The following is a 23391-nucleotide window of genomic DNA, read 5'->3' as shown; positions in this document are numbered from 1 at the left end:
TTTACTACCATTTTCATAATAAAACCATTCACCATTTTCTAATTTCCATCCAGCTTGTTGAGTAGAATCTTGCGTTATGTTATTTGATGTTTCTGCTAAACTAGCAATCGGTTGGAAACCGAAGCCCAGAACCATAGCTAAAGAAAGTGCTGTAATTTGTTTTTTCATAAATTCATTCCTTTTTCCTAAATTTGACCATTGACTAAATTGTCATACTATGTATAAGTATAATTGTTTCTAAGATAAGAATAAGAGTAGTAACAAAAATGTAATAAAAATAAAACAGAATGAAATCCAGATGCAAACTTATTGCATACTGGACTTGATTCTGTTTTATTCCTGCTATCTTCTACCTCTTTTACTAGCTTATAAAACAGGGTTTTTCTATTTATAATTTCTTACTCACCAATACCACCAACACAATAATCCCCACAAACATCGCCACTAAACATCCAATCAGTTTATAAAAACCTCTCTTTGTCAGCGTATTATCTTTCGTAATATCTTTGCGAACGAAGAAATACATGAATAGCATTAAAATAATACTTATACCAAACGCATAAAGAAATTGCATTTTTTCTCCTTCCTATATGTAAGACCTATAATTCATTATTTTCCACTTAATATCTTTTAGATAAAACAACAAACGAAATAAAAACCGTACTAATTGTTAAAGCAGCTAACATATTAAGTAATTCTCCAGCTGTCAATATAATGATTTCTAAATGTAACCCAATTGAAAAAATAATGAAATATATCAATAATGCAAAGAAAGAATAAAACATCCCTTTTTGACGGATTAACTTCATCCTTTCGTCTTTCTCTTTAAATTGTGGGTGAAGATAACTTAAACAAAAGCACATAATCATCATCGATGCTAATGTATAAGTCGGAGTTGGCGGCGCAGAATGTGTCATAATCCCTGCCAATATCATGAATCCACTCATAATTTAAAAAAACATTCCAATAATCAAAAAGTACTTCTGTGAATAATTCATTAATATTCCCCCTTCTCTATCATTCCCGTTCTTTCCCTTCATAAATAAATACATTCTCAATGGTTGTCTGAAATGCTTTCGCAATTTCGAATGCTAAAGGAAGTGATGGATCATATTTTCCTTTTTCAATTGAAATAATCGTCTGTCTAGAAACACCAAGTTTTTCGGCTAACTTCTCTTGAGACAGTCCCAATTTTTTTCTGTATTCTACCATTTTGTTTTCCAAGGAAAATCCCCCCTCCTCCTTGAACAGAGTATAAATGTAAAGCAACCTTTACGTCAAGTATCCTTTACATTTTTTACATAACTTTTCCAATCCTTCTTACTCCCGCCTTTTCTTTTTGATCACGACTATTGTCATAACTAAAATGGAATCCTATAAAGAGCGAACATCACGATATGTTCCATCTCTAACATATAGTTAACTTTATTTGTATAGATGGTTTTCATTATATTTATCCCTCTGTAATGAGAAAAATTAATATTGTTATCTGCACTTTATCTTTTTAAAATATTACATTTTTTCTCCTATACGAATGAAGCTGGCTACCCTTTTTAAGCTATTTTCTGCTATATTTGCAAAAACTAACGATTTATGAACCATTTTCAAATCATAATCATCACTTACAAGCAAATTTTTCTTTTTTCCTTTCAATATTTAACACTATTGAAATAAAGTTAACGATAAATTCATAATTTTTTATTTTTTATACTATATCCTGTTATATTGTTGTATAATATTCTTGAAAGCGCTTATTATTTTAATATACATAAATCAAACCATATTTTAACGAAACATTCTTACAATTTATTTTATATTTTCATATGGAAGATTTCGTTCCAAGTGCGGATGTACCAGATGAAATCACCTATTTTTTCCTTAAAATTACTTTATAACATGAAAGATTAACTTGGGTGATAAGTAATTGTGAATGTTTTTTTACAAAACGGATAAGTAATAATGTTTGGTATTATGTAAATTATCGTAATAACATAAGAGTAAAGATAACATTTACATTCATTACTGGTTGATCAATTATGAAAAGAGCAAAATGCATTCTTTCGCATTATGAAAGAAGGATTACATGCATTGGGAGGTTTAAACAAATGACGAGGAAGAATACAACGACAAACCCTTGGGCCAAATTCCATGGTCCGAACCTTGGCTATGTTATTGAACAGTATGATCGTTACGTGACAGGAGAAGGTTCTGTTGATCCGGAATTACAAGAGCTTTTTGAAACTTTTGGAGCTCCTCCATTCCAAGCAGATGTCGTAACAGGGGACAACAAGGAAACAAATTTTTCTCCTCAAAACACAGGAAACATTGAAAAAATTCTTAAAGTCGTTCAACTTGTTGAGCATATCCGTTCATTCGGTCATACATCGGCTCATATTAATCCAATGGAAGAGCCTGCTGATGGACAATCTCTCATCGAGAAAGCAATGAATGAATTGAGCGATGTAGATTTGAAAGCGATTCCAGCTAAAACAGTATGGGCAGATGCACCAAATGATGTTCACACAGCTTTTGATGTAATTAATAGATTAAAAGATGTTTACACAAAATCTTTAGCCTATGAATTCTCGCATATACAAGATAGTGAAGAACGCGCGTGGTTGCATCAAATGGTGGAATCAAATTCCCTGCGTCAACCATTAACAAATAAAAAACGAACTGCTCTCTTAAAACGCTTAACAGCTGTTGAAGGTTTCGAGCAATTTTTGCATAAAACATTCGTTGGCCAAAAACGTTTCTCCATCGAAGGCGTTGATATGCTTGTACCTGTACTAGATGAAATTATTTTAGAAGGTGCTAAAGGCGGCGTAAACGATGTCATGATTGGTATGGCTCACCGCGGTCGTCTAAGCGTACTCGCTCATGTATTAGAAAAACCATATAGTCACATGTTCGCAGAATTCAAACATGCAACTATTGAATCTGATAAATCACAAGATGTAATAAATAGTAGTGTCGGCTGGACTGGCGATGTGAAATACCATTTAGGTAGAGAACAAGTTGTCGGATCTGAAGAAGCTAGCACACGCGTTACATTAGCAAATAACCCAAGTCACCTTGAGTTTGTTAACCCAGTTGTTGAAGGTTATGCACGTGCTGCTCAAGAAGATCGTAAACAAGCTGGTTATCCTGAACAAGACGTTTCAAAATCATTCGTAATTTTAGTTCATGGTGATGCTGCATTCCCTGGGCAAGGTATTGTATCTGAAACATTGAACTTAAGCAGATTGAATGCATACCAAACTGGTGGAACAATTCATGTTATCGCGAATAACGCAATCGGCTTTACGACTGATAGCTATGATTCTCGTTCTACGAAATATTCAAGTGATCTTGCGAAAGGATTCGATATTCCAATCGTTCACGTGAATGCTGATGATCCTGAAGCTTGTCTTGCTGCTGCTAACCTTGCAATTCAATATCGTATGCTGTTCAAAAAAGACTTCTTAATCGATTTAATCGGTTACCGTCGTTACGGTCATAACGAAATGGATGATCCAGCAGTTACGCAACCACAAGTTTATAAAAAAATTAAAAATCATCCAACTGTAAGAGCTTTATATGCAAGCCAATTAGAAGCTGCAGGCGTTCTAAATGCAGATGAGGTTGAAACAATTACTCAGTTTATACAAGAAGAGTTAAAAGCTGAATATGCACAAGTACCACCAGCAGATACAAGTGACGCAGCAATTCACGTTAAAGTTCCAGACGTTGTTGCGAAAGGAATTCAGCCGATTGATACTGGTCTTCCACTTGAAACACTTCGCGCAATTAACGAAGGGCTTTTAACTTGGCCAGAAGGCTTTAACGTATATCCGAAAGTGAAGAAGATTCTTGAGCGCCGTAAAGATGCTCTTGAAGAGAACGGTAAAATTGAATGGGCACTTGCTGAATCTTTAGCATTCGCTTCTATTTTACAAGAAGGTACGCCAATTCGTTTAACTGGTCAAGATTCACAGCGTGGTACGTTCGCACACCGTCATATCGTACTGCATGATACAGAAACAAACGAAACATATTCACCATTACATCGCCTGCCGAATATACGCGCATCGTTCTCTGTTCATAACAGTCCGTTATCAGAAGCTGCTGTTGTCGGCTATGAATACGGTTATAATGTATTCGCTCCAGAAACTTTAGTTATGTGGGAAGCGCAATACGGTGATTTCTCAAATACTGCGCAAGCATTATTTGATCAATATGTTTCATCAGGAAGAGCAAAATGGGGACAAAAATCAGGTCTAGTTCTTCTTTTACCTCATGGTTATGAAGGTCAAGGACCAGAGCACTCTAGTGCACGTCCAGAGCGTTTCTTACAACTAGCTGCAGAAAATAACTGGACTGTTGCAAACTTAACAAGCGCGGCACAATACTTCCATATCTTGCGCCGTCAAGCATCAATCCTTGGTACGGAGGCTGTTCGTCCATTAGTAATCATGACACCAAAAAGCTTATTGCGTCACCCACTTACAGCTTCATCAGGTAGCCAGTTAAGTGAAGGACGTTTCCAACCTGCGTTAGAGCAAGAAAACCTTGGCATAAAACCAAACAAAGTAAAACGTCTTGTCTTAACAACTGGTAAAATGGCAATTGATTTAGCGGCAGAGATTGAATCCGGGAAACATGAGTACAATTTAGATGAAGTTCATATTGTTCGTATTGAGCAATTGTACCCATTCCCTGCTGAAAAAGTTCAATCTATTATGAAACGCTTTAAAAACTTAGAAGAAATTATTTGGGTACAAGAAGAACCAAGAAACATGGGTGCATGGCATTACATGGCTCCAATTCTGTTTGAACTTGCTGGCGATAAATTAAAAACAGGCTACATTGGACGCCCAGACCGTTCAAGTCCTTCAGGTGGCGATCCACATGCACACCGAGCAGAACAAGAACTTATCGTTGCACACGCATTAGATACAAAGTATAACTTTCGTCAAGATAAACAAGAAATAGAAGTTTATAGCAACTAAAAACGAAAGTGATTTGCTCTAGCTCATGCGGGCAGAGTTCCTTACACCCGAGAACGTAAAGAATTTCTGCCCAATCAAGCTGGAAACTTTGAGATTACCGAAGAAAAAAGAAGACAAAACACACACCGTTAGGCAAATAAGGGGAGGACATTTAAAATGATCGAAATTAAAGTACCTGAGCTTGCAGAATCTATTTCAGAAGGAACTATCTCACAATGGCTTATCAATGTAGGCGACAAAGTTGAGAAAGGTGGCAGCGTTGTTGAGCTTGAAACGGATAAAGTCAATGTTGAAATCATTGCAGAAGATTCAGGTATTGTATCACAACTACTAGGAGAGCCTGGAGATACAGTTGAAGTTGGCGACATCATTGCAATTTTAGATGCAAACGGCGCTGCAGTAAGTACACCTGCTCCAGCAGCAGCTCCAGAACAACCAAAACAAGAAGTTACTGAAGCACCAAAAGCTGAGGCTCCAAAAACAGCTTTACAAGGTCTTCCAAATACAGATCGCCCTATCGCATCACCTGCTGCTAGAAAAATGGCACGTGAATTAGGAATCGACTTAAATGAAGTACGCAGCACTGATCCACTTGGCCGTGTAAGACCACACGATGTACAAGCACATGCTGCTGCACCAAAAGCTGAGCCAAAACAAGAAAAAACAAGTCCAAAACCAGCTGCAAAAACTGAATTTGAAAAACCAGTTGAGCGCGTAAAAATGTCCCGCCGCCGTCAAACAATTGCAAAACGTCTTGTAGAAGTTCAGCAAACATCTGCAATGTTAACAACATTTAACGAAGTTGATATGACTGCAATCATGGAATTACGTAAAGAACGTAAAGATTCATTCGAGAAAAAACATGATGTTCGTCTTGGCTTTATGTCATTCTTCACAAAAGCAGTTGTTGCAGCGTTAAAACAATTCCCATTGTTAAATGCTGAAATCCAAGGTGACGAGCTTATCATTAAAAAATTCTATGATATCGGAATCGCTGTAGCAGCTCCAGATGGATTAGTTGTTCCAGTTGTACGCGATGCAAACCAATTGAACTTTGCTGAAATCGAAAGCGAAATTCGTGAACTAGGTAAAAAAGCACGCGATAACAAACTTACATTAAAAGAACTACAAGGTGGTACATTTACAATTACAAACGGTGGTGTGTTCGGCTCCCTTATGTCAACACCAATCCTAAACAGCCCACAAGTAGGTATTCTTGGAATGCATAAAATTCAAGTAAGACCAGTTGCAATCGATGCAGAACGTATGGAAAACCGTCCGATGATGTACATTGCTCTATCTTACGACCACCGCATCGTCGATGGTAAAGAAGCAGTTAGCTTCCTTGTTGCTGTTAAAGAGATGCTTGAAGATCCAAAATCATTATTATTAGAAGGTTGATAGACTTTCTAAATCATACTGGCTACATGAAAGAATCGATTGATTCTTTCATGTAGCTTTTTTTATATAAATTAAAAACCGGACATAAACCCTTTCTTTTTAGGGGGAAGAGAGCATCCGGCCATGCATAGAAGCGATCAGATCCCCTTCCTGCCCCATGTCAACAAATGAAAACAAGTAGCGATCCCCTTTTCTTCTTCGTAGCAGCGACTTATATATCGAAAAATCAAAATGAGTTTATATATTACACGGATACGCTAAAATACTAATAATCTTTTAGAACTCATAAAGGACAACTCACAATACATACACTGATAACGTATGTCTAGAACAAATTTACTGATAAGGAGGAACACAATGAGTACTCTCACAGCTTCCACAAAGCTAAAAATGAACAAGGATACCTTTTTCCTCCCCGACTCAAACGGGGGTGTCTATTTTCGAAACAACTCCAGTTCATTCCGAATGCAAGGTAATGGTATCTATGAATGGATTGAAAAATTAATGCCTATGTTTAATGGAGAACATACTTTGGAAGAACTAACAAGCGGACTCCCCCTCCCTTATCAAAATAGAGTTTTTGAACTTGGAGAACTTTTGCACGAAAATGGTTTTGTACGTGATGTAAGTCAAGATTCCCCTCACCAGTTAGAGGATGCCTTACTTGAGAGATACGCATCGCAAATCGATTTTTTAGAGACTTCCTCTCATTCAGGTGCCTTGAAATTTCAAATGTATCGACAAGCGAAGGTCTTAGCAATTGGATCTGGCTCTATTTTCACTTCATTAGTTTATTCTTTACTTGAATCTGGTTTACCTGAGTTTCACTGTCTTATTACCGACTCTACCGCAACAAATCGCTCTCGATTAATTGAGATTGTACAAAAAGCCCATGATGCTGATCAAAATGTACTTGTTCAAGAAATAGATACAACGATAGATCGTTCCTTGCAGGAAATTTTTCAACATTTTGATTGGATTCTATATGTATCTCAAAATGGAAATATTGAAAAATTAAGAGCGATCCACGCGATTTGTAGAGAAGAAAAGAAAAACTTTCTTCCTGCTTTATGTTTGGAGCAAGTAGGCTTAGCTGGTCCTGTCATTACTACAGAATCTGAAGAATGCTGGGAATCTGCATGGCGACGCGTACATGAGACTGCCCTTCAAAAAGATCAACTATTAGAGCCTTTCTCTCCAATCGCTGGGGCTATGTTAGCAAACATTATCGTTTTTGAGTTATTCAAAAATATTACAGGCGCTTCAAATAGAGAGCAAAATAAACAATTCTTTTTACTAAATTTTGAAACGCTAGAAGGCAGCTGGCACACTTTCATCAAACACCCACTTATAACAACAAAAAACTTTACAATAGAAACGATACAAGACATTGATGAAACTCTCAAAAGACATTCAAACCAAAGCCCTTCGAATGAACTTTTTCGCTTTTTTGACCAATTAACCTCAAACAAATCTGGAATTTTTCACATATGGGATGAACAAGACCTAAAACAATTACCGTTATCTCAGTGCTATGCTCAAGTTCCGAATCCATTATCAGAAGGACCTACTACGCTCCTGCCTACCATAATTTGCGGCGGATTGACTCATGATGAAGCACGCCGCGAAGCAGGTCTAACCGGAATTGAAACATATGTAACTCAAATGGTTCATTTCCTTATTCCTGAACAAGATGGATTCATTGGAATTGGGGCTGGGGAAACAATGTTAGAGGGCGTGTACCGTGCACTACAAAATCATTTAACACACACATTACAAATGAGGCAGTTGACCAAAACAGAAGAAATTACACAACTACAATTAACAGAGATTCACGACAAACACTGCCAATTTTATTTACGTGCACTCTCCGCGATACATGGGGAACCAATGGTAGGAATTGGTGAAGATGTGCTAGGTTTTCCTGTGGTTTGGATCGGTGTACACAACCAGTGGTACGGTAGTACTGACTTAAATATAACATTAGCACTAAGAAATGCATTACAACAAGTACTACTTCATGTCCAAAATCAAGAAGTTCCCTATAAATCCAATATATTATTGGACTCCTCTATCCTTTTACACAGTGCAGAATCGTTTAGGGTTGAAATACAAAAAGAAGAAGAAATGCCACAATTAGAATCCTTGCAATTAGCCTTACAAAATTTAAAAGAGCATAAACTTCATCCCTTCGTCCTCGACCTAGCAATTGAACCCTTTTTAAAAGAAGGATTAGGCGGTGTAGTTGGTGTGGTAATCAAAGAGGAGGTAGAATGATGAATCGAAAAATATTAATCATAGGAGATGGCATACTAGCAGACTATGTAAATCAACAATTATCCGCTCACTATCCAATTATTCATCAACATACACTTGAAGAAAAACTCCCAGAAAATATCTATCTTGCTCTCGTATTACACGATGGTTCTCCTCCCTCTATACATCATGAAGCTGAAGAAATATTTCGCTCCGCTAACATTCCATGGCTTCGGGGCTTTACTTCATTTGGTGAGGGTATCATTGGTCCTTATGTTAGACCCGATAAGGCAGGGTGCTCCCATTGTGCTGATGCACGGCGTTTCATAGCTGGCTTTGACCAAAAAGAAATGTGGGAGCTACAGCGGAAATATTCCTTAAAAACAGATGATGCCATACAGCGAGATGTATGTGCAACGCAAACTGGGTTACTACAAATGTGTCAGCTTATTCATGCTGAAACGGAGAAGATAGTAACAAAAGGGCATACCTCTTTAGCTGAAGAACTAATTTTACTTAACATGCAAACCTTTCAATGTTCACGTCATTCATTTCTTCCTGATCCTCTATGCCCAATGTGTAGCACATTACCTGATGACACTGCAACGGATGCCTACATTTCACTCCAATCAAGTTTTAAAACTGGCAATGACAGTTATCGTTGTCGTTCTATTGAAGATTTAAATACATTTTTGACTAAAGATTATTTAGATTATCGGACTGGACTTTTAAATGGGAAAATGCAGCATTCCTTATTACCATTTGCTGATGTTATTGTAAATATGCCGTTACTTTTAGGAAATGAAGGAGTTGCAGGCCGAACACATTCATTCAAGGCGAGCGAAGCAACTGCTATTTTAGAAGGGTTAGAGAGATATTGTGGAATGACCCCTCGCGGGAAACGGACAAATGTTCATGGTAGCTACCGAGAGTTAGAAGATACAGCCATCAATCCTCTCACAATCGGTGTACATACAGATGAACATTATAAAAAAACAGATTTCCCATTTAAACCGTTTGATCCTGATTATCCTCAAGACTGGGTATGGGGTTATTCTTTATCACAAAATCGTCCCATCTTAGTTCCAGAATCGATTGCATATTATAGCCTAGGACACAGGGACGCTTTTGTTTATGAAACTTCAAACGGCTGTGCAATTGGAGGTAGTTTAGAAGAAGCGATTTTCCATGGCATTTTAGAAATAGTCGAACGCGATGCTTTCTTGCTAACTTGGTATGCACAATTACCACTTCCCCGCCTTGATCTAGCTTCTGCGGACGACGTGGAACTACAATTGATGATTGAACGAATGCGCACGATTACAGGCTATGATTTACATGTTTTTGATGCAACGATGGAGCATGGTATTCCAAGTATATGGGCAATTGCAAAAAATACAAAACAAGATGGAATGAATCTCGTCTGTGCAGGTGGTGCCCACATGGAACCAATGCGAGCTGTTAAAAATGCTATCCATGAATTAGCGGGTATGTTACTTACAATGGATGAAAAATTTGAAGCAAGTAAACAAAAATACGAACAATGTTTACGTGATCCCTATCTTGTCACCCAAATGGATGATCATAGTATGGTATATGGTTTACCAGAAGCCGAAGAACGCCTTCAATTTTTATTGAATAACAATCGGTCTGTACAAACATTTCAACAAATGAATCAGTTAAGATCTATCGATAGGGATCTAACTTCGGACCTTCGCCATCTTTTAGATCGACTACATCACTCAGGCCTTGAAGTCATCGTCATTGACCAAACTGTTCCTCTCATACGAAAGAACGGATTATATTGTGTGAAAGTACTAATTCCTGGTATGTTACCAATGACATTTGGACATCAACTTACTCGCACAACAGGACTACAAAGAGTACTTACCGTACCACTGGAACTTGGATATACCAATGAGCCACTTACATTTGAACAACTTAATCCACATCCTCATCCGTTTCCATAAGTCACAATAAGGAGGTAGATTGATGCAACTAGAAACATTTCTACACCATTTGCATTTTTCCATTGATGAAATCATGCCCCAAGACAAGGAAATTAACTGGGCTGATGCCCCCCTTCCCTATAAACTATACCGTAATCTACCTGTCATTCCTCTTTCTCTAGAGGTACCGCTAACATTGCGAGATCAAAATCTGTCTAAAGAACCCACTCTCGAGCAAATCGGACATTGTCTCTGGTATACATTTGGCCTAACTCAATTGTGTCAGCCTTCCCTCGGCTTAGAAGAACAAAATACAACAAATATATACCGAAGATTTATTCCTTCTGGAGGAGCTCTATATCCAAATGAACTATATTTGTATTTAAAAATGTATCATTGTCCACAGGGAATCTATCATTATGACGCAGCACATCATCGTCTCGTATTACTGCGTGAAGGAAATTTTGACTCTTATCTCACGGAGGCACTTGGAAATCGCTGCAATCTATCTGCTTGCTTCGGCACCGCCTTTGTATCAACAATGTTTTGGAAAAATTTCTTTAAATATAATAACTTTTCCTATCGTCTCCAAGGTCTAGATACTGGTGTCCTCATCGGCCAATTACTAGAAGTCTCTAAACAATTCGGCTATACATCTGGTGTATATTTTCAATTTCTTGATAGAGCCATTAATCATTTACTCGGACTATCGGAGCAAGAAGAAAGTGTGTATGCAGTTATCCCATTATCTAACCACCCTGCAGAAGAATGGTTTCATCCAAATAATACAGTCGCAAACGTTACTTCTTATGAACTCTCACAGCAGCTTCCTATTTTAGAGCATGAACATTTTGTTCGCTCAAAGAACTTTACTGATCACCCTCTAATAACAACAATGAATGCAGCATCTATGCTAGATTCAACTGAACAATTTCGAACTGTGACAGAAGAGGCAACTGTTCCACATCACACACAAACTTTGACACTCCCCAGAGTAGAGCGATTATCATACGATTTCGCAACAGCTTGTCAAAAACGTTATTCACCTGATTTAGATTTTGTCTTAAGGAAAATAAGCGATACGCAACTAGCTACTTTGCTTCAAGAAGCAACTCTTTCCTTTCCTTATCAAAATGATTTAGACGGAGCACATATAAAGAAAAAATCACGTGTCTCACTATACGGATGCTTTTATAACGTAGACGGTTTGCCAAATGGTGCCTATTCCTACGACAGTAATGCTCATACATTAGAAAAAATTCAATTAGGAGATCTCCGCTATCCTTTACAATCCGGTATGACAATGGACAATGTAAATCTCTTTCAAGTACCACTCTGTTTACATGTAATAGGAAATAAAGATTATTTAAAAAACGATTTAGGTTATAGAGGATATCGAATTCAACAAATGGAAGCTGGAATGCTCGTCCAAAAACTTGTCTTAGCAGCCTCAGCTATGGATATGGGAGGTCACCCGCTCTTAGGATTTGATGCAAACTTATGTGACAAACTGTATGAAACTGATACAAAAAGAAAAACGACCCTTATTCAAATTCCAGTTGGTCCCTATCGCCATCGCACTTGGTTAAAAGGATATTTGCATAGCTAAAAACACGCCCTGCGCTCAGTACACTGTGCTGGCAAAGGGCGTGTTTTTGAAGGGATTTTATATAAATCCATTTTGATTTTTCAACATGTAAATTGCTGCTACGAAAAACAAAAGGTACCTTACACTCGCTTTCTCCCTCTGTTTTCACTTGGCATGGGGCAGAAAAAGGATCTGACCGCTTCTATGCATGGCTGGATGCTCTCTCCTACCTAAAAAGAAGGGGTTTTGTCGTTTTTAATTTGGATTTATATAAGACCTGCTTTCACTACTAAATTACTTTAAAGATACTCTTAATCTGTCTTGCAAACAACCAATTCTTCGTTCCGCAGTTATCATTTAAACTATCTAGCATAATAGAATTCCCATTAGAGAACTTCAACTCTAATGTTGTATTTTTATCATTTGTTTTTAGGCTTATATCTGTAATATTCTCATACTTTAATTTTTCAACTTTAATATACTCTTCTTGCACCTGACCAATGACAACATGATCTTGGAAAAAGAAGAACACTTCCGCTTTTTTTCCAAAGCAAAATACATTTTTCGGGTAAATTAATGTAGCGTTATCAATCGCAATGCATAGTTCCTTTATTTCTTGGACAATTTCTCCAAAGTCCTCCTCATGTCTTGCGTTTGACTCTGCAATCCACTCTTCTACTGTTCTCATATTTATTGCCATTTCTTATCCTCCATCATCATTCATTACTAGCTTGTTTCTATCGTATTTTTATGTATGTAAAAAATAAATACTATATGAAAATATAATAGATACGTACTACATTTTTCAAGGACAAATATGATTTTATATATCTTTTTTATAATTCGGTGTTTTCGAAATAAAAAAATAGCACTTCTATAAGAAGTACTATTCCGCTCGCCGCGCTGCTTGTTGAACTGGATCCCAAACACTGTTATATGGCGGTGCATAACTTAAATCGACATCTTCTAAATCATGAATGCTCATTTTATGAAAGAGCGCCATTGCAATAACATCGATTCGTTTATCCACGCCTTCTTCTCCGATCACTTGTCCGCCTAATAGTTGTTTTGTATCAGAACGATACACTAATTTCACATAAAGCGGCGTTGCATTTGGATAATAGCCAGCCATACTGGTTGCATCTACTTTCACCGTTTTATATGGTATTTTCAATCCGCTTGCTTCTTTTTCACTTAAACCCGTTCTCGCTAAAGTGAGTCCCATAAATTTAATAATGCTCGTACCGAGAGTGCCTTTAAACGCTCTTCGTTTATCAACCATATTCAATCCTGCAAGACGCCCTTGCTTATTTGCAGTTGTACCGATTGGAATATGATCATGCGTTTCTTTTATGATGTGATAATGCGTTGCACAATCTCCTGCTGCATAGATATCTTCCACATTCGTTTGCATATAAGCATTTACTTCTATAGCCCCTTTTTTGTTCGTACGAATCGCTGTTCCGTTAACAAACTCTGTGTTTGGCTGCACGCCAACTGATACTAGAATGAGATCCGTTTTATACGTTCCTTTATCTGTTTCAACAAATTCAACTTTCTCTTTCCCCTTAAATGCTTTTACATTTTCATTTGTTAAAATTTCAATATTATATTTTGCTGCTTCTTCATGTATATATGCTGCCATATCGGCATCATAAATTGTGCCAATATGTTCATTTCGCTCAATCATTCGCACCTTTTTCCCAAGCTCTCCAAATGTTTCAGCCATTTCAAGACCAATTGCCCCGCCGCCAATAATGGTTACTTGCTCAACATTCTGTTCCTGTAAGGTCTCCAATATTCTATGGGCATCCGGAATTGTTTTTAAAAGATGAACACCTTGCAGGTTGTTTCCTTCCCAGTCCGGCATAACAGGTCTAACTCCTGTCGCAATTAGCAAGCGATCATATTTATATTGAAATGCCTCGTTTTCACTTGTATGTATACCATGCACAATTTTGTTTTCAGTATCAATTTTCGTTACTTCATGGTGTGTTTTCGCATCAATTCCATACTTATCACGAAATGTGCTAATGTCTCGTGCAATTAATTTTTCAGTAGCAGCAATCACACCGCTAATAACGTACGGAAGTCCACACTGCGCATATGAATATATTTCACCTTTTTCTAACGTTACAACTTTTGCTTCTTTATCATTTCTAACAATTTGCATAGCCGCACTCATGCCAGCTGCATCTCCGCCAATGATTACATAGTTCACAAAATCACTCCTTTGTACAGTCTCTATCGTTTACATTCTCCAGATTCACTGTAAATAAATCCTTTTTTCTATAAGTAGCTTATACAAAGTATATGTTTTCTCCCTTTTGTTTATAAATGAAACCACTTCGTCCAAATATAATAACGCATACCTTTGTATATACATTTTGATTTTCCAACATATAAGTCGCGGCTATACATACAAAAAGAGCCTTGCACTCATTTTCTCCCTTTATTTTCACTTGGCATGGGGCTCAAAAAGGCTCTGACCGCTTCTTTGCTTGGCCGGATCCTCTCTCACACCTAAAAAAGAATGGTTTTCTATCAGTTTTTCAATTTATATTCATATATTTTTAAACATCCTTTGAACACTATAGGTAAAGCGTCGTGTCCCATAAACCTAATTATTAATATGCTATAACAATCGCAATGGAAAGTAGGTGAAAAGAATCAATGTGCAGTAATTTTCTTATCTCTACTCCTGCTGAACCCAAAGTTGTCCAACCACTGGAACAAGAATTCAGTATTAGTGCAACACTTTACGGTGCACAGGCTTGGTCGGCTGATAGCGATACCTTTTTTCAAGAAATTTGGAAATCCACCCTGTTTGCATCCACCTCTCAGCCTGACGATGCTGTCTATCCACTTGGTATTCTAAAGATTATCAACCTCTCTTACGACACAATAACAGTTGTAACATCAAAAAAATTAAACAGTAGACTGGAGATTACAGTTCCACCGAATTCGGAAGCCATACTTTCTTCCAGTTCTTTAGCCGATGTCCAGGCTAGTACAACTGGCAGAGCAAGCAGAGTCAATTTTCTCTTTCATATCTTTTTTTCTCGCGAACCAGCTAGAACTTCCCTCATGCCATTACAGAAATAACAAAGAGGTAATCTTGCCTTTAAATTCTTCTATATTTTTCAACCGGAATAATGTAATCATTACCATGACACATAAAAGGATTTGTTACATGAAATACAAACACATAAAGTGAAACTTTAATCAGTGTGGGTTTTCTTCCCCCACTGATTATTAGCCCTCATCAATCGGGCTTTTACGGGCAGTTGGCCCCCCACCTATCTTCCTCGTTTCTCTCTAAATCTTGAGGTGGTGGTCTTACTGCCCGTTAATGCGGGATAAATAAAAAAAGTACATCACCATTATCGTTGATGTACCTTTCATTTCTACAACATAAAAAATGATAATGCCTACTCCTTTGTCTTCATAAGCTCAATATTATACGTCTCCACATCATTCAACTCTCCTGTATAATACGGATTTTCACGATACCACGACTGCTTTAAAAAGTATGATTGCATATCTTTCGTTTGAAAAACATGCCCATGCCGAGCATATATTTCATTTCTCGCGATCCGCAATTGTTCTTTTGTTAAAATGTTTAGCTCTGCGCTTGTTAACTTACGAATATGACTATCAGGAAAGAAAAATCCGTTATATACATATTTTGTTGTCACAGTTGATGGAGAAGAAGATGTTTCTTGTTTTTCAGGCTTCTTCTGAAACGAAAGTGTATAATATTGACTTGTTGATATATTTTCCACCTTTGTTTGTTCTTTTCCATTTGCACCTTCTTTTTCTAAATAAATAGAGACGCTTCCATCTGTAGCTACTGGTCCCCACTTAAACTCTTCCCCCACCAATGTCGTAATCGGTTTCTGGTTCGCATATAATGTTGCTCCCACTACATTTGTTTGAATGGTAATGTAGTGACCTTTTAACGATAAGTCAACTGTTACATTATTTTGATTTTGTTTCATAAGTACAACCTTTTCTTTACGCGTTAGCTTCACATAATCATTTTTAAACTCTGATTGAAACGTTTGAATACCTGGGAAAAATGGTCCATATTGCTTTTCAAACATTTTATCAGTTGTCTTATCTAACTCTTTTCCATTTATTTTTAACAACGCATCTTTTTCATTCGTAAGGAGCGTTGCATAATAGGTTTTTGCTTTCAATTTATATCGATCAAATAGAAAGAGGTATTTTCCATCCTTCGTTAATACAAAATCGACTTTTTCTACATCATTTTGCTTCTTCTTTTGCTGTTGTATAGAAGCTTTTAAATCATTAACATAGGACGGATATTCTTTTATATACGAAAACAACGGTCTTACACTCTCTTTATCTACTACAAATTGTGGGTCATCTGTTGTAACAATATCAATGAATTTTTCCGTATCTCTGTCTTGTAAAATCGTAACCATTCTATCAATTTGTGCTTCTGCAGAATAATACTTTGTTCCATACAGGTATGCGCCGCCAAAACCGACAATAAAAAGAATCACAAGCACAATCCATATTTTCTTCCCCTTGCTCATTTTCTTTCGTATCTGTGGTTCCTTTTCGTTCCCTACTCGCTGGTGCTCATCTCTTCTAGCCCCACACTTTTGACAAAATTGCACGTCATCCATTACCTGTGAACCGCATTTTGCACAAACGTTCATCCATTCATCCACCTTTTCATTAGAAGTTTGTTAAACCTCCAGTTAAGGTATCAAGTATTGTTTTTATATAGGACCAAAGCACAATCCAGCTCGCAATTGAAATCAAAATATTTGCGATAATAAGTGTATACACTGGATCTAATCCACCTCTGTCTAACTTTAATATGGAAACAATTGTGCAAATCGTCATCCCTGTTACAGCGAATCCTAAAAATAGTGGAGATAGGAAGCCTAACAAAAAGCTAAATAACAATGCAAGAATAAGTATAGCGACAACCGGTGTTGAAATTGTTCCCCATACCCCTAATGCTTCTAAAAAAGAAAAAGATGATTTCATGAGCTTTCCACTTACAAAAATTATACCCCCAACAAATAGAAATAAAATTAATAAAAATAAAAAGACCTTAGCTGATTCCCCGAAAAAAGAAGGCTGTTCTTCAGGTACAAATCCAGCCCTACTTATAATTCCAGTTGCAATTGCTGCCGTTGCACTCATCAACCGGTAAAACATACAAGCAAAAAAGAAACAAATAAGAACAAGACTTGTAATCCCATTCCTTACCTCAATATGTCCACTTTTCATAATTGCTGTTGGAGCTTTTAATGCATTCTTAAAAAACTGAATGTAATCACTTGCAAATTGCTTTGCTTGCTCTACCGTTTCATTCGAACGGTTTTCCTGTACAGGTGCTGGTTGGGACAACTGCTGTTCCCCCTGTTCTGCATGATGCTCTACAGCTTGCTCCATAAGTGAATGTCCACAATGACCACAGAATTTCGCTTCACTTGCATGCTCAGTTTTACACTCTGGACACATCATCCTACCATCTCCCTTGCATGTATCTTCTAAGCTGCTACAAATTCAATATATGTATAAGGACAGAAAACATGCCTACAAGAAAAAGCTATATATGCTATACATTTCCACCCTATCTATTCTAGTAATCTATTCACAAAGTGGTATGATAAACAGTAGTAAAATACATAGATTGGATGAAGAATATGGAACTAGCATACTCAATTTTTCATATATTCCTTAAAAGCTTAATACAATTTTTTTCATTACTTGGTGTTATCATTTTAGTTGGTTTTCTATTAGGATATTTAGAATCTCTTACACGAACGTATTGGACGAGGGCTTTTGGTAGAAAAGGCTTCCTTTTATCAGCTTGGATTGGTGTTCCTATTCATGAATTAGGACATGCGATTATGTGTGTCGTATTTAGGCATCAAATTGTGGCAATGCAGCTCTTTCCAACCAATACAAATAACGGTTATTTAGGTTATGTCAGGCATCAATATAATCAAAGAAGTATATATCAACGAATAGGAAATTTCTTCATCGGAATTGCTCCTATTTTCTCGGGAATGGCCGCCTTGATCCTTCTTATGTATTATTTCGTACCACAATCTTATTCGGTCTTTATACATGCTCTTGAAACAAATACTCAAACCGCTTCTATCAATATCGATATGTTACAAAATATTTTATTATCAGCCATTCTCTTATTAAAAAGTCTCTTTACAGTTAACAACTTATTTAATCCTTTGTTTTGGCTTTTTCTTTTTATCGCGATTTGTATCTCTGCACATATTGCCTTGAGCAAGCCGGATATAGAAGGTTCATTAGACGGTGTAATTACTATATTTATCGTTCTTTTCCTCTTCAATGCAATAGCAGGTCTATTTCATTATGATAGTAATCAACTAATAGGGAATGTAGTGAAATATAATATGTATGTACTTGCTTTCTCTAGTATTGCCATACTATTTTCATGTATCGCTGTATGTATCAGCTTTATTTTCTACAAAATTAAAACAGCTAGTTCGAGATGAACTAGCTGTTTTAATTAATTTTTGCTCTTATAGTTGCAATGCTCCACCGGAATCCGCGCATGTCCCTCTTCGTCTGTACACCAAGACTGCGACTGAAATGCGAGGAAAATGCCAACCCATTGCTGCTTTTTCTCAAAATGGATGAATAGGCCACCATCTTGCCATGTGCCATCATCCCCTTGCCACTTCTCCACATTTCCTTGATTCATATGAATATCATGTATCCCATTACCAGGTTTAAAATGAAAATATCGATCAGGTGTATCATTTTCTGGACCCCATCGTTCTCCAAATGCATAAATAATTGCCTTTTCCTCTATCGCTCGTTTTATATAGTGTTCTATTTTTTCATTTAAATCGTTGTCAGCTCCCGATTTTTCTGGCGGCAAAGGAATCATCTGTTTTGACTCAAATAAATTTCCCCGCACATAATCTAAAGCCACCTTTGGTTCATTATTTTTCACTTCTGTAAAACCAAAAGGTAATGTCGGTAAAATCGTAATAGCTTCTGATTTAATATTTTCACTTGCAAAATATAATACTTCTGATGGATAGCTCTGCGATTTCACATTAATTGCAATCCGGTAATCTACTCCCGATTCATCTTGCAAATGAACTTGATAATGAGGTGTTTTCCCTTTTCCAATCATAGATTGTAGTGCGGTACCTTTTAAAACGCCATAGTTTTTTAAGGGCATGGGATCATCTCCTCTTCATGTAATGGAAACACTTGTTCTTTTATAAATTATCCACTAACAAACAAAAATCCTCCTAAAGTAGAGGATTTCATCAAATATTTCATCGCAATACATACCAACCTGCAACTTCCACCACCACAATTAACACCGCTCCAAAAATCATAAGCGTTGTCTTCTTTAGTAGTTCATTCTCACGAAATGGAATATTACATAAATAGGCCCCAAGCGTAATCCGTGACGGGCAAGCAATTGTCGCTACGGATGATGCTGTATTTTGCAAAGTCGTAACATATTGCCACGGAAGTCCTACATTCTGCGCCGTTTGCATTTGTAGTTTAATAAACATCGCATTTGATCCTGCGTTACTTCCCGTTAAAAAACCACCAATTGCACCGATGAACGGGGCAACGAAGACAAATAATGTTCCAAATGTACTTCCTGCTGCTTCTGCTAATAATGTATGCATACCCGCGGCACCCATCAATTCTGAAATAGCAATGAACATTGTCGTTGTAATCGCAAACGGTATCCATTGTTTAATCGTTTGCGATAAAGACTGTTTTATAATAGAAGAAGGAATACGGAAAAAAACGATGGTAAATAAACATGTAATCCCAAGCCAAAATCCCGGTGAATATAATAACGCTAGTTTGTAAGAATACGATGGTAAATCAAGAATCGCGTAAGATTGTAGCATATTATGTAACGACGGAATGAGACGAGAAAGTAAAATACAAACTGTTAAAAATAAATAAGGGCTTATAATTTTCACGATAGAAACTTCTCGCTGCGTCGTGGCAGCATGCTCCGATAAAAACCCCTTTCCTTGCCTCGCTGTCATCTTAATGATAAGAAAGCCAAATGTAATCGTTACGATGGAACTTAAAATCCCGGCTAGTTCAACGCTTACGTATGCATTAGACAGATAGATTGATATAGAAAATAAGAGAAAAAAACCGAACCCTTCCTTCCATTTTTCCTTCACCGCTTGCCAACCACCAACTACATACAAAGAAAGTAAGACAAAGTATGCAAAAAAAGGAATACTGAGTAATGCTGTACTAGATCCTAAGTTTACTAATGGCATATTGATAAGCTGCGATCCAATAATTGTCCCTGTTGCCATCGCACCCCAGGAACTCGCCAATAAACCGATAAACGATAACAAGACTGCTTGGAACGGTTTATAACCAAGCGAAAGAAAAATAGGAGCTGCCACCATAAAACCAATTCCAAATCCGCTCACTGATTCGATAAGTGGACAAATTCCAAAGCACATTAAGAGCATTTGTAATAATCGATCATGTGTAACTTGTTCGATAAAACGTGCAACTTGATCGATATACCCCATTTTGTTCATGAGGTGAAATAAAAGAATACCAAAAAACAGAACATACCCTACAATAAAACAAATTAACCCGCCCTTAATTGTTGCATGCATGACCTCTCCCATTTGCAGTCGAAACATTGGCGTTAGTAAAACGATTCCAGTACATACAACATAAGAAATCAGCGAGGCTTTCAGCGATGTTTGCTTAAATACAAATAAACAAATGAAAATCATCATAATTGGAATAAGGGCTAACCATACAGCCATACCATCATCTCGTTTCTTATAAGATACAATTGTAACTATTATATAATAGATGTCAGAATATTCAATTCGTTTTATAACAGTTTTTCACTATTCTTTATCAAGTGAATGATCGAAAAAACGATACACTACAAGAAATACTATATTCCTCAAAAGGGGTTATAGATATGAACAAAGGACAATTTTGGCAGCTGATTTCAGAAATGAATCAAAAAGAGGAAACGAGCGAATGGCTGGTGGAACACTTAACTTCTCAGCCCACGGGCGAAATTGCAGATTATGAAATCCATTTCCAAACTGCTCTTAAAAGAAACGGGAGATACAGAATGGGACGACGATATTTGGGATACATTTGATTCCTTATTAGATGAAAAGGGACATGATTCATCTATGCCTGAAATTGAGTTCGATTGGGAAGAAGACGATGAAGAAGGATTAGCAAAACGTTTTGGTGAAAATCCTTTATTATATTAACTGAATAAATTCAAAATACTCGTATATGAAATGGTATAATTTACATAATGAATTCCATTTTATAAAGTGAAACTTTAATCAGTGGGGATTTTTTGTCTAAAAGAAAAAGAAGATTTTCAAAGAGGCTGAGCATAAATCAAATTTTGACTTATCTCTCAACCTCATAATATCTTTATGCTTATTGTGCCACGGCTTGTTTGTTTTTTTTCATAGTTCTCATGGATTCAGCTACTTTAACCATCATGGAACATTCTACTCTCTTACGGAAGATGTCACAGCTAAAATCGTAGATTCCATTGATGGAGCCGGTTGCATGCAATGCGTTGGCAGGGCAACCACCACTGCAGTAAAGTTTCGCCCAGCAGTCCTGACATTCTGGCTTCGAGTAGCAACTGCTCTCTTTAAATTGACATTGCATCTCTTGTTTTGTAATCCCATCCCAAATGTTTCCCATACTGTATTCGTTATCCCCGATGAACTGGTGGCAAGGAAAAATCTCGCCCCATGGTGTGACAGCGAAATATTCGGTTCCTGAGCCGCAGCCAGAAATTCTCTTTTGGATGCAAGGGCCTTCTGAGAGATCAAGCATGTAATGGTAGAAAGTGAATCCATTACCTTCTTCCTCACGCTTTAGCATTTCCTTGGCGAGAATTTCGTACTGGTTATAAATATCTGGAAGGTCCTTTTCGGTGAGTGCATATGGTTCCCGTGGATTACAGATGACCGGTTCCATCGAGAGCTTGTCAAAACCAAGATCTGCGATATGAAAAATGTCATTGGTGAAGTCAACGTTGTTATGAGTATAGGTTCCACGCACATAGTATTCTTTATCTCCACGGCTTTTGACGAATTCTTGGAACTTCGGAACGATATACTCATAGCTCCCCTTTCCAGTTACCGTTTTACGAAGGTGATCGTGGACTTCTTTTCTTCCATCAAGACTCAATACGACATTGTACATTTCTTTATTCAAAAAATCAGTGATTTCATCGTTTAGTAACATGCCATTTGTAGTAAAGGTGAAGCGAAACGTTTTTTTGTACTCTTTTTCTTTACTTCTTGCGTAAGCGACAATCTGTTTTACAACTTTCCAGGCCATGAGCGGCTCTCCCCCGAAGAAATCGATGTCGAGGTTTCGGTGATGACCGGAGTTTTCCAATAGGTAATCGATAGCTCTTTTGCCAACCTCATAACTCATAATCGCTCTGCTTCCATTGTATTTTCCTTGGCTGGCGAAGCAGTATTCGCATGATAAGTTACATGTATGTGCAACATTGAGGCAGAGGGCCTTTACATAAGTTTGGCGGTTTCTTAAATCAATTGAGAGACTCTTATATTCATCCTCAGTAAAGAGTTCCCCATCATTTTTTAGCTCTTCGATATCTGCAATGGTTTCTCGAATGTCTTTCTCAGAGATATCGGAATCATATACGTATTTTTCTAGCATCATTGTTATGATTTCTTCTGCAGCAGTAGTCTCATAAAGCGTGATGATTTCATAAGCGAGGTCGTCAACAACATGTACTGATCCACTGTAGGTATCGAGTACGATGTTGTATCCGTTTAATTTATATTGATGAATCATATTTAATAATCAAACTCCTTTTATCTATAAAGTAAAACTTCCGTTAATGGGGTTTTTACTTCTTGTTCATGCGGGATAAAAATGGCCGCCCATCTGGGAAACAGTTGGGCGGTACGTTTCTCATTTTCTATCTGTTCATTATGTTTTCACATTTTTGATTTGCAACTCCGCAAGATGTCTTGCAAGCTGATTGGCAAGATGTTTGACATGCGCCACACCCACCATGTTTTACTGTATCTGTCAGTTTACGAGTACTTAGTGTTACGATTCTTTTCATAACGTATAACTCCTTTTAAAAAAATTTTTAAGAAACAAACTCAACATTTGT

Annotated in this window: 20 protein-coding genes; 9 read left to right on the top strand and 11 right to left on the bottom strand. The window is 37.1% G+C overall.

The features are described 5' to 3' along the window. Positions 1 to 388: 388 nt before the first annotated feature. From BPMYX0001_RS05655 to BPMYX0001_RS05645, 3 genes are all read right to left on the bottom strand, one after another. The gene (locus BPMYX0001_RS05655) at positions 389 to 574 is read right to left on the bottom strand and encodes a DUF3976 domain-containing protein (RefSeq protein ID WP_006094007.1); all 186 of its coding nucleotides are present in this window, start codon (positions 572 to 574) and stop codon (positions 389 to 391) included. Positions 575 to 620: 46 nt separating this feature from the next. Next, complete coding sequence (locus tag BPMYX0001_RS05650; RefSeq protein ID WP_231398654.1) at positions 621 to 947, bottom strand: permease; 327 nt, start codon at positions 945 to 947, stop codon at positions 621 to 623. A 70-nt stretch (positions 948 to 1017) separates the two neighbouring features. Beyond that, a complete protein-coding gene (locus BPMYX0001_RS05645) occupies positions 1018 to 1224 on the bottom strand; it encodes a helix-turn-helix transcriptional regulator (protein WP_018764075.1) in 207 nt (68 codons plus the stop codon). Between the two features lie 881 nt (positions 1225 to 2105). Between BPMYX0001_RS05645 and BPMYX0001_RS05640 the strand changes: the two genes are divergently transcribed. The 5 genes from BPMYX0001_RS05640 to BPMYX0001_RS05620 all read left to right on the top strand — a co-directional run bounded on the left by BPMYX0001_RS05640 (position 2106) and on the right by BPMYX0001_RS05620 (position 12206). After that, positions 2106 to 4991, top strand: a complete 2886-nt coding sequence (locus BPMYX0001_RS05640; protein ID WP_006094003.1) for a 2-oxoglutarate dehydrogenase E1 component — start codon at positions 2106 to 2108, stop codon at positions 4989 to 4991. Between the two features lie 156 nt (positions 4992 to 5147). Further along, complete coding sequence (gene odhB / locus BPMYX0001_RS05635) at positions 5148 to 6392, top strand: 2-oxoglutarate dehydrogenase complex dihydrolipoyllysine-residue succinyltransferase (RefSeq protein WP_006094002.1); 1245 nt, start codon at positions 5148 to 5150, stop codon at positions 6390 to 6392. Positions 6393 to 6749: 357 nt separating this feature from the next. Continuing rightward, the gene (locus BPMYX0001_RS05630; RefSeq protein ID WP_018781104.1) at positions 6750 to 8669 is read left to right on the top strand and encodes a putative thiazole-containing bacteriocin maturation protein; all 1920 of its coding nucleotides are present in this window, start codon (positions 6750 to 6752) and stop codon (positions 8667 to 8669) included. Further along, the gene (locus tag BPMYX0001_RS05625) at positions 8669 to 10618 is read left to right on the top strand and encodes a TOMM precursor leader peptide-binding protein (protein WP_006094000.1); all 1950 of its coding nucleotides are present in this window, start codon (positions 8669 to 8671) and stop codon (positions 10616 to 10618) included. Before BPMYX0001_RS05630 ends, BPMYX0001_RS05625 begins: the two co-directional genes overlap by 1 nt. A 22-nt stretch (positions 10619 to 10640) precedes the next feature. Further along, complete coding sequence (locus tag BPMYX0001_RS05620; RefSeq protein WP_006093999.1) at positions 10641 to 12206, top strand: SagB family peptide dehydrogenase; 1566 nt, start codon at positions 10641 to 10643, stop codon at positions 12204 to 12206. Positions 12207 to 12474: 268 nt separating this feature from the next. Here BPMYX0001_RS05620 and BPMYX0001_RS05615 read toward each other — a convergent pair whose 3' ends face one another. After that, positions 12475 to 12885: a DUF3908 family protein gene (locus tag BPMYX0001_RS05615; protein WP_003203224.1), complete on the bottom strand. Its 411-nt coding sequence runs from the start codon at positions 12883 to 12885 to the stop codon at positions 12475 to 12477. A gap of 186 nt (positions 12886 to 13071) precedes the next feature. Further along, complete coding sequence (locus BPMYX0001_RS05610; protein WP_006093998.1) at positions 13072 to 14406, bottom strand: FAD-dependent oxidoreductase; 1335 nt, start codon at positions 14404 to 14406, stop codon at positions 13072 to 13074. A gap of 452 nt (positions 14407 to 14858) precedes the next feature. Here BPMYX0001_RS05610 and BPMYX0001_RS05605 point away from each other — a divergent pair, with 452 nt between their 5' ends. Further along, complete coding sequence (locus BPMYX0001_RS05605; protein ID WP_018781107.1) at positions 14859 to 15290, top strand: hypothetical protein; 432 nt, start codon at positions 14859 to 14861, stop codon at positions 15288 to 15290. Positions 15291 to 15616: 326 nt separating this feature from the next. Here the strand turns inward: BPMYX0001_RS05605 and BPMYX0001_RS05600 are convergent, their stop codons facing one another. Both BPMYX0001_RS05600 and BPMYX0001_RS05595 read right to left on the bottom strand, forming a co-directional pair. Beyond that, positions 15617 to 16876, bottom strand: a complete 1260-nt coding sequence (locus BPMYX0001_RS05600; protein ID WP_033798740.1) for a TcaA 3rd/4th domain-containing protein — start codon at positions 16874 to 16876, stop codon at positions 15617 to 15619. Positions 16877 to 16895: 19 nt separating this feature from the next. After that, on the bottom strand, positions 16896 to 17696 hold the full coding sequence (locus BPMYX0001_RS05595) for a zinc ribbon domain-containing protein (protein WP_006093995.1): 801 nt from the start codon (positions 17694 to 17696) through the stop codon (positions 16896 to 16898). A 173-nt stretch (positions 17697 to 17869) separates the two neighbouring features. On the opposite strand from BPMYX0001_RS05595, the gene BPMYX0001_RS05590 reads away from it, so the two are divergent. Continuing rightward, on the top strand, positions 17870 to 18712 hold the full coding sequence (locus BPMYX0001_RS05590; protein WP_006093994.1) for a hypothetical protein: 843 nt from the start codon (positions 17870 to 17872) through the stop codon (positions 18710 to 18712). A gap of 14 nt (positions 18713 to 18726) precedes the next feature. Here BPMYX0001_RS05590 and BPMYX0001_RS05585 read toward each other — a convergent pair whose 3' ends face one another. Then, positions 18727 to 19410 (bottom strand): DUF2278 family protein, encoded by a 684-nt coding sequence (locus BPMYX0001_RS05585; RefSeq protein WP_006093993.1) that lies wholly within the window; start codon positions 19408 to 19410, stop codon positions 18727 to 18729. Positions 19411 to 19510: 100 nt separating this feature from the next. Next, positions 19511 to 21007, bottom strand: a complete 1497-nt coding sequence (locus BPMYX0001_RS05580) for an L-lactate permease (protein WP_006093992.1) — start codon at positions 21005 to 21007, stop codon at positions 19511 to 19513. Between the two features lie 164 nt (positions 21008 to 21171). Between BPMYX0001_RS05580 and BPMYX0001_RS33830 the strand changes: the two genes are divergently transcribed. Both BPMYX0001_RS33830 and BPMYX0001_RS33825 read left to right on the top strand, forming a co-directional pair. Next, the gene (locus BPMYX0001_RS33830) at positions 21172 to 21360 is read left to right on the top strand and encodes a DUF4240 domain-containing protein (RefSeq protein ID WP_306472975.1); all 189 of its coding nucleotides are present in this window, start codon (positions 21172 to 21174) and stop codon (positions 21358 to 21360) included. Further along, positions 21284 to 21478: a hypothetical protein gene (locus BPMYX0001_RS33825; RefSeq protein WP_006093991.1), complete on the top strand. Its 195-nt coding sequence runs from the start codon at positions 21284 to 21286 to the stop codon at positions 21476 to 21478. Before BPMYX0001_RS33830 ends, BPMYX0001_RS33825 begins: the two co-directional genes overlap by 77 nt. 178 nt (positions 21479 to 21656) lie before the next feature. Here BPMYX0001_RS33825 and scfB read toward each other — a convergent pair whose 3' ends face one another. Both scfB and scfA read right to left on the bottom strand, forming a co-directional pair. Further along, positions 21657 to 23063, bottom strand: coding sequence for a thioether cross-link-forming SCIFF peptide maturase (gene scfB / locus BPMYX0001_RS05570; RefSeq protein ID WP_006093990.1), 1407 nt, complete (start codon positions 23061 to 23063; stop codon positions 21657 to 21659). A 127-nt stretch (positions 23064 to 23190) separates the two neighbouring features. Beyond that, complete coding sequence (gene scfA / locus BPMYX0001_RS30315; RefSeq protein WP_016113838.1) at positions 23191 to 23340, bottom strand: six-cysteine ranthipeptide SCIFF; 150 nt, start codon at positions 23338 to 23340, stop codon at positions 23191 to 23193. Positions 23341 to 23391: the final 51 nt, after the last annotated feature.

The sequence above is a fragment of the Bacillus pseudomycoides DSM 12442 genome (assembly GCF_000161455.1).
GTDB classification, from domain to species: Bacteria; Bacillota; Bacilli; order Bacillales; family Bacillaceae_G; genus Bacillus_A; species Bacillus_A pseudomycoides.
Note: the sequence above shows the minus strand (reverse complement) of the source record. Positions and strands in the feature narration are given on the sequence as shown.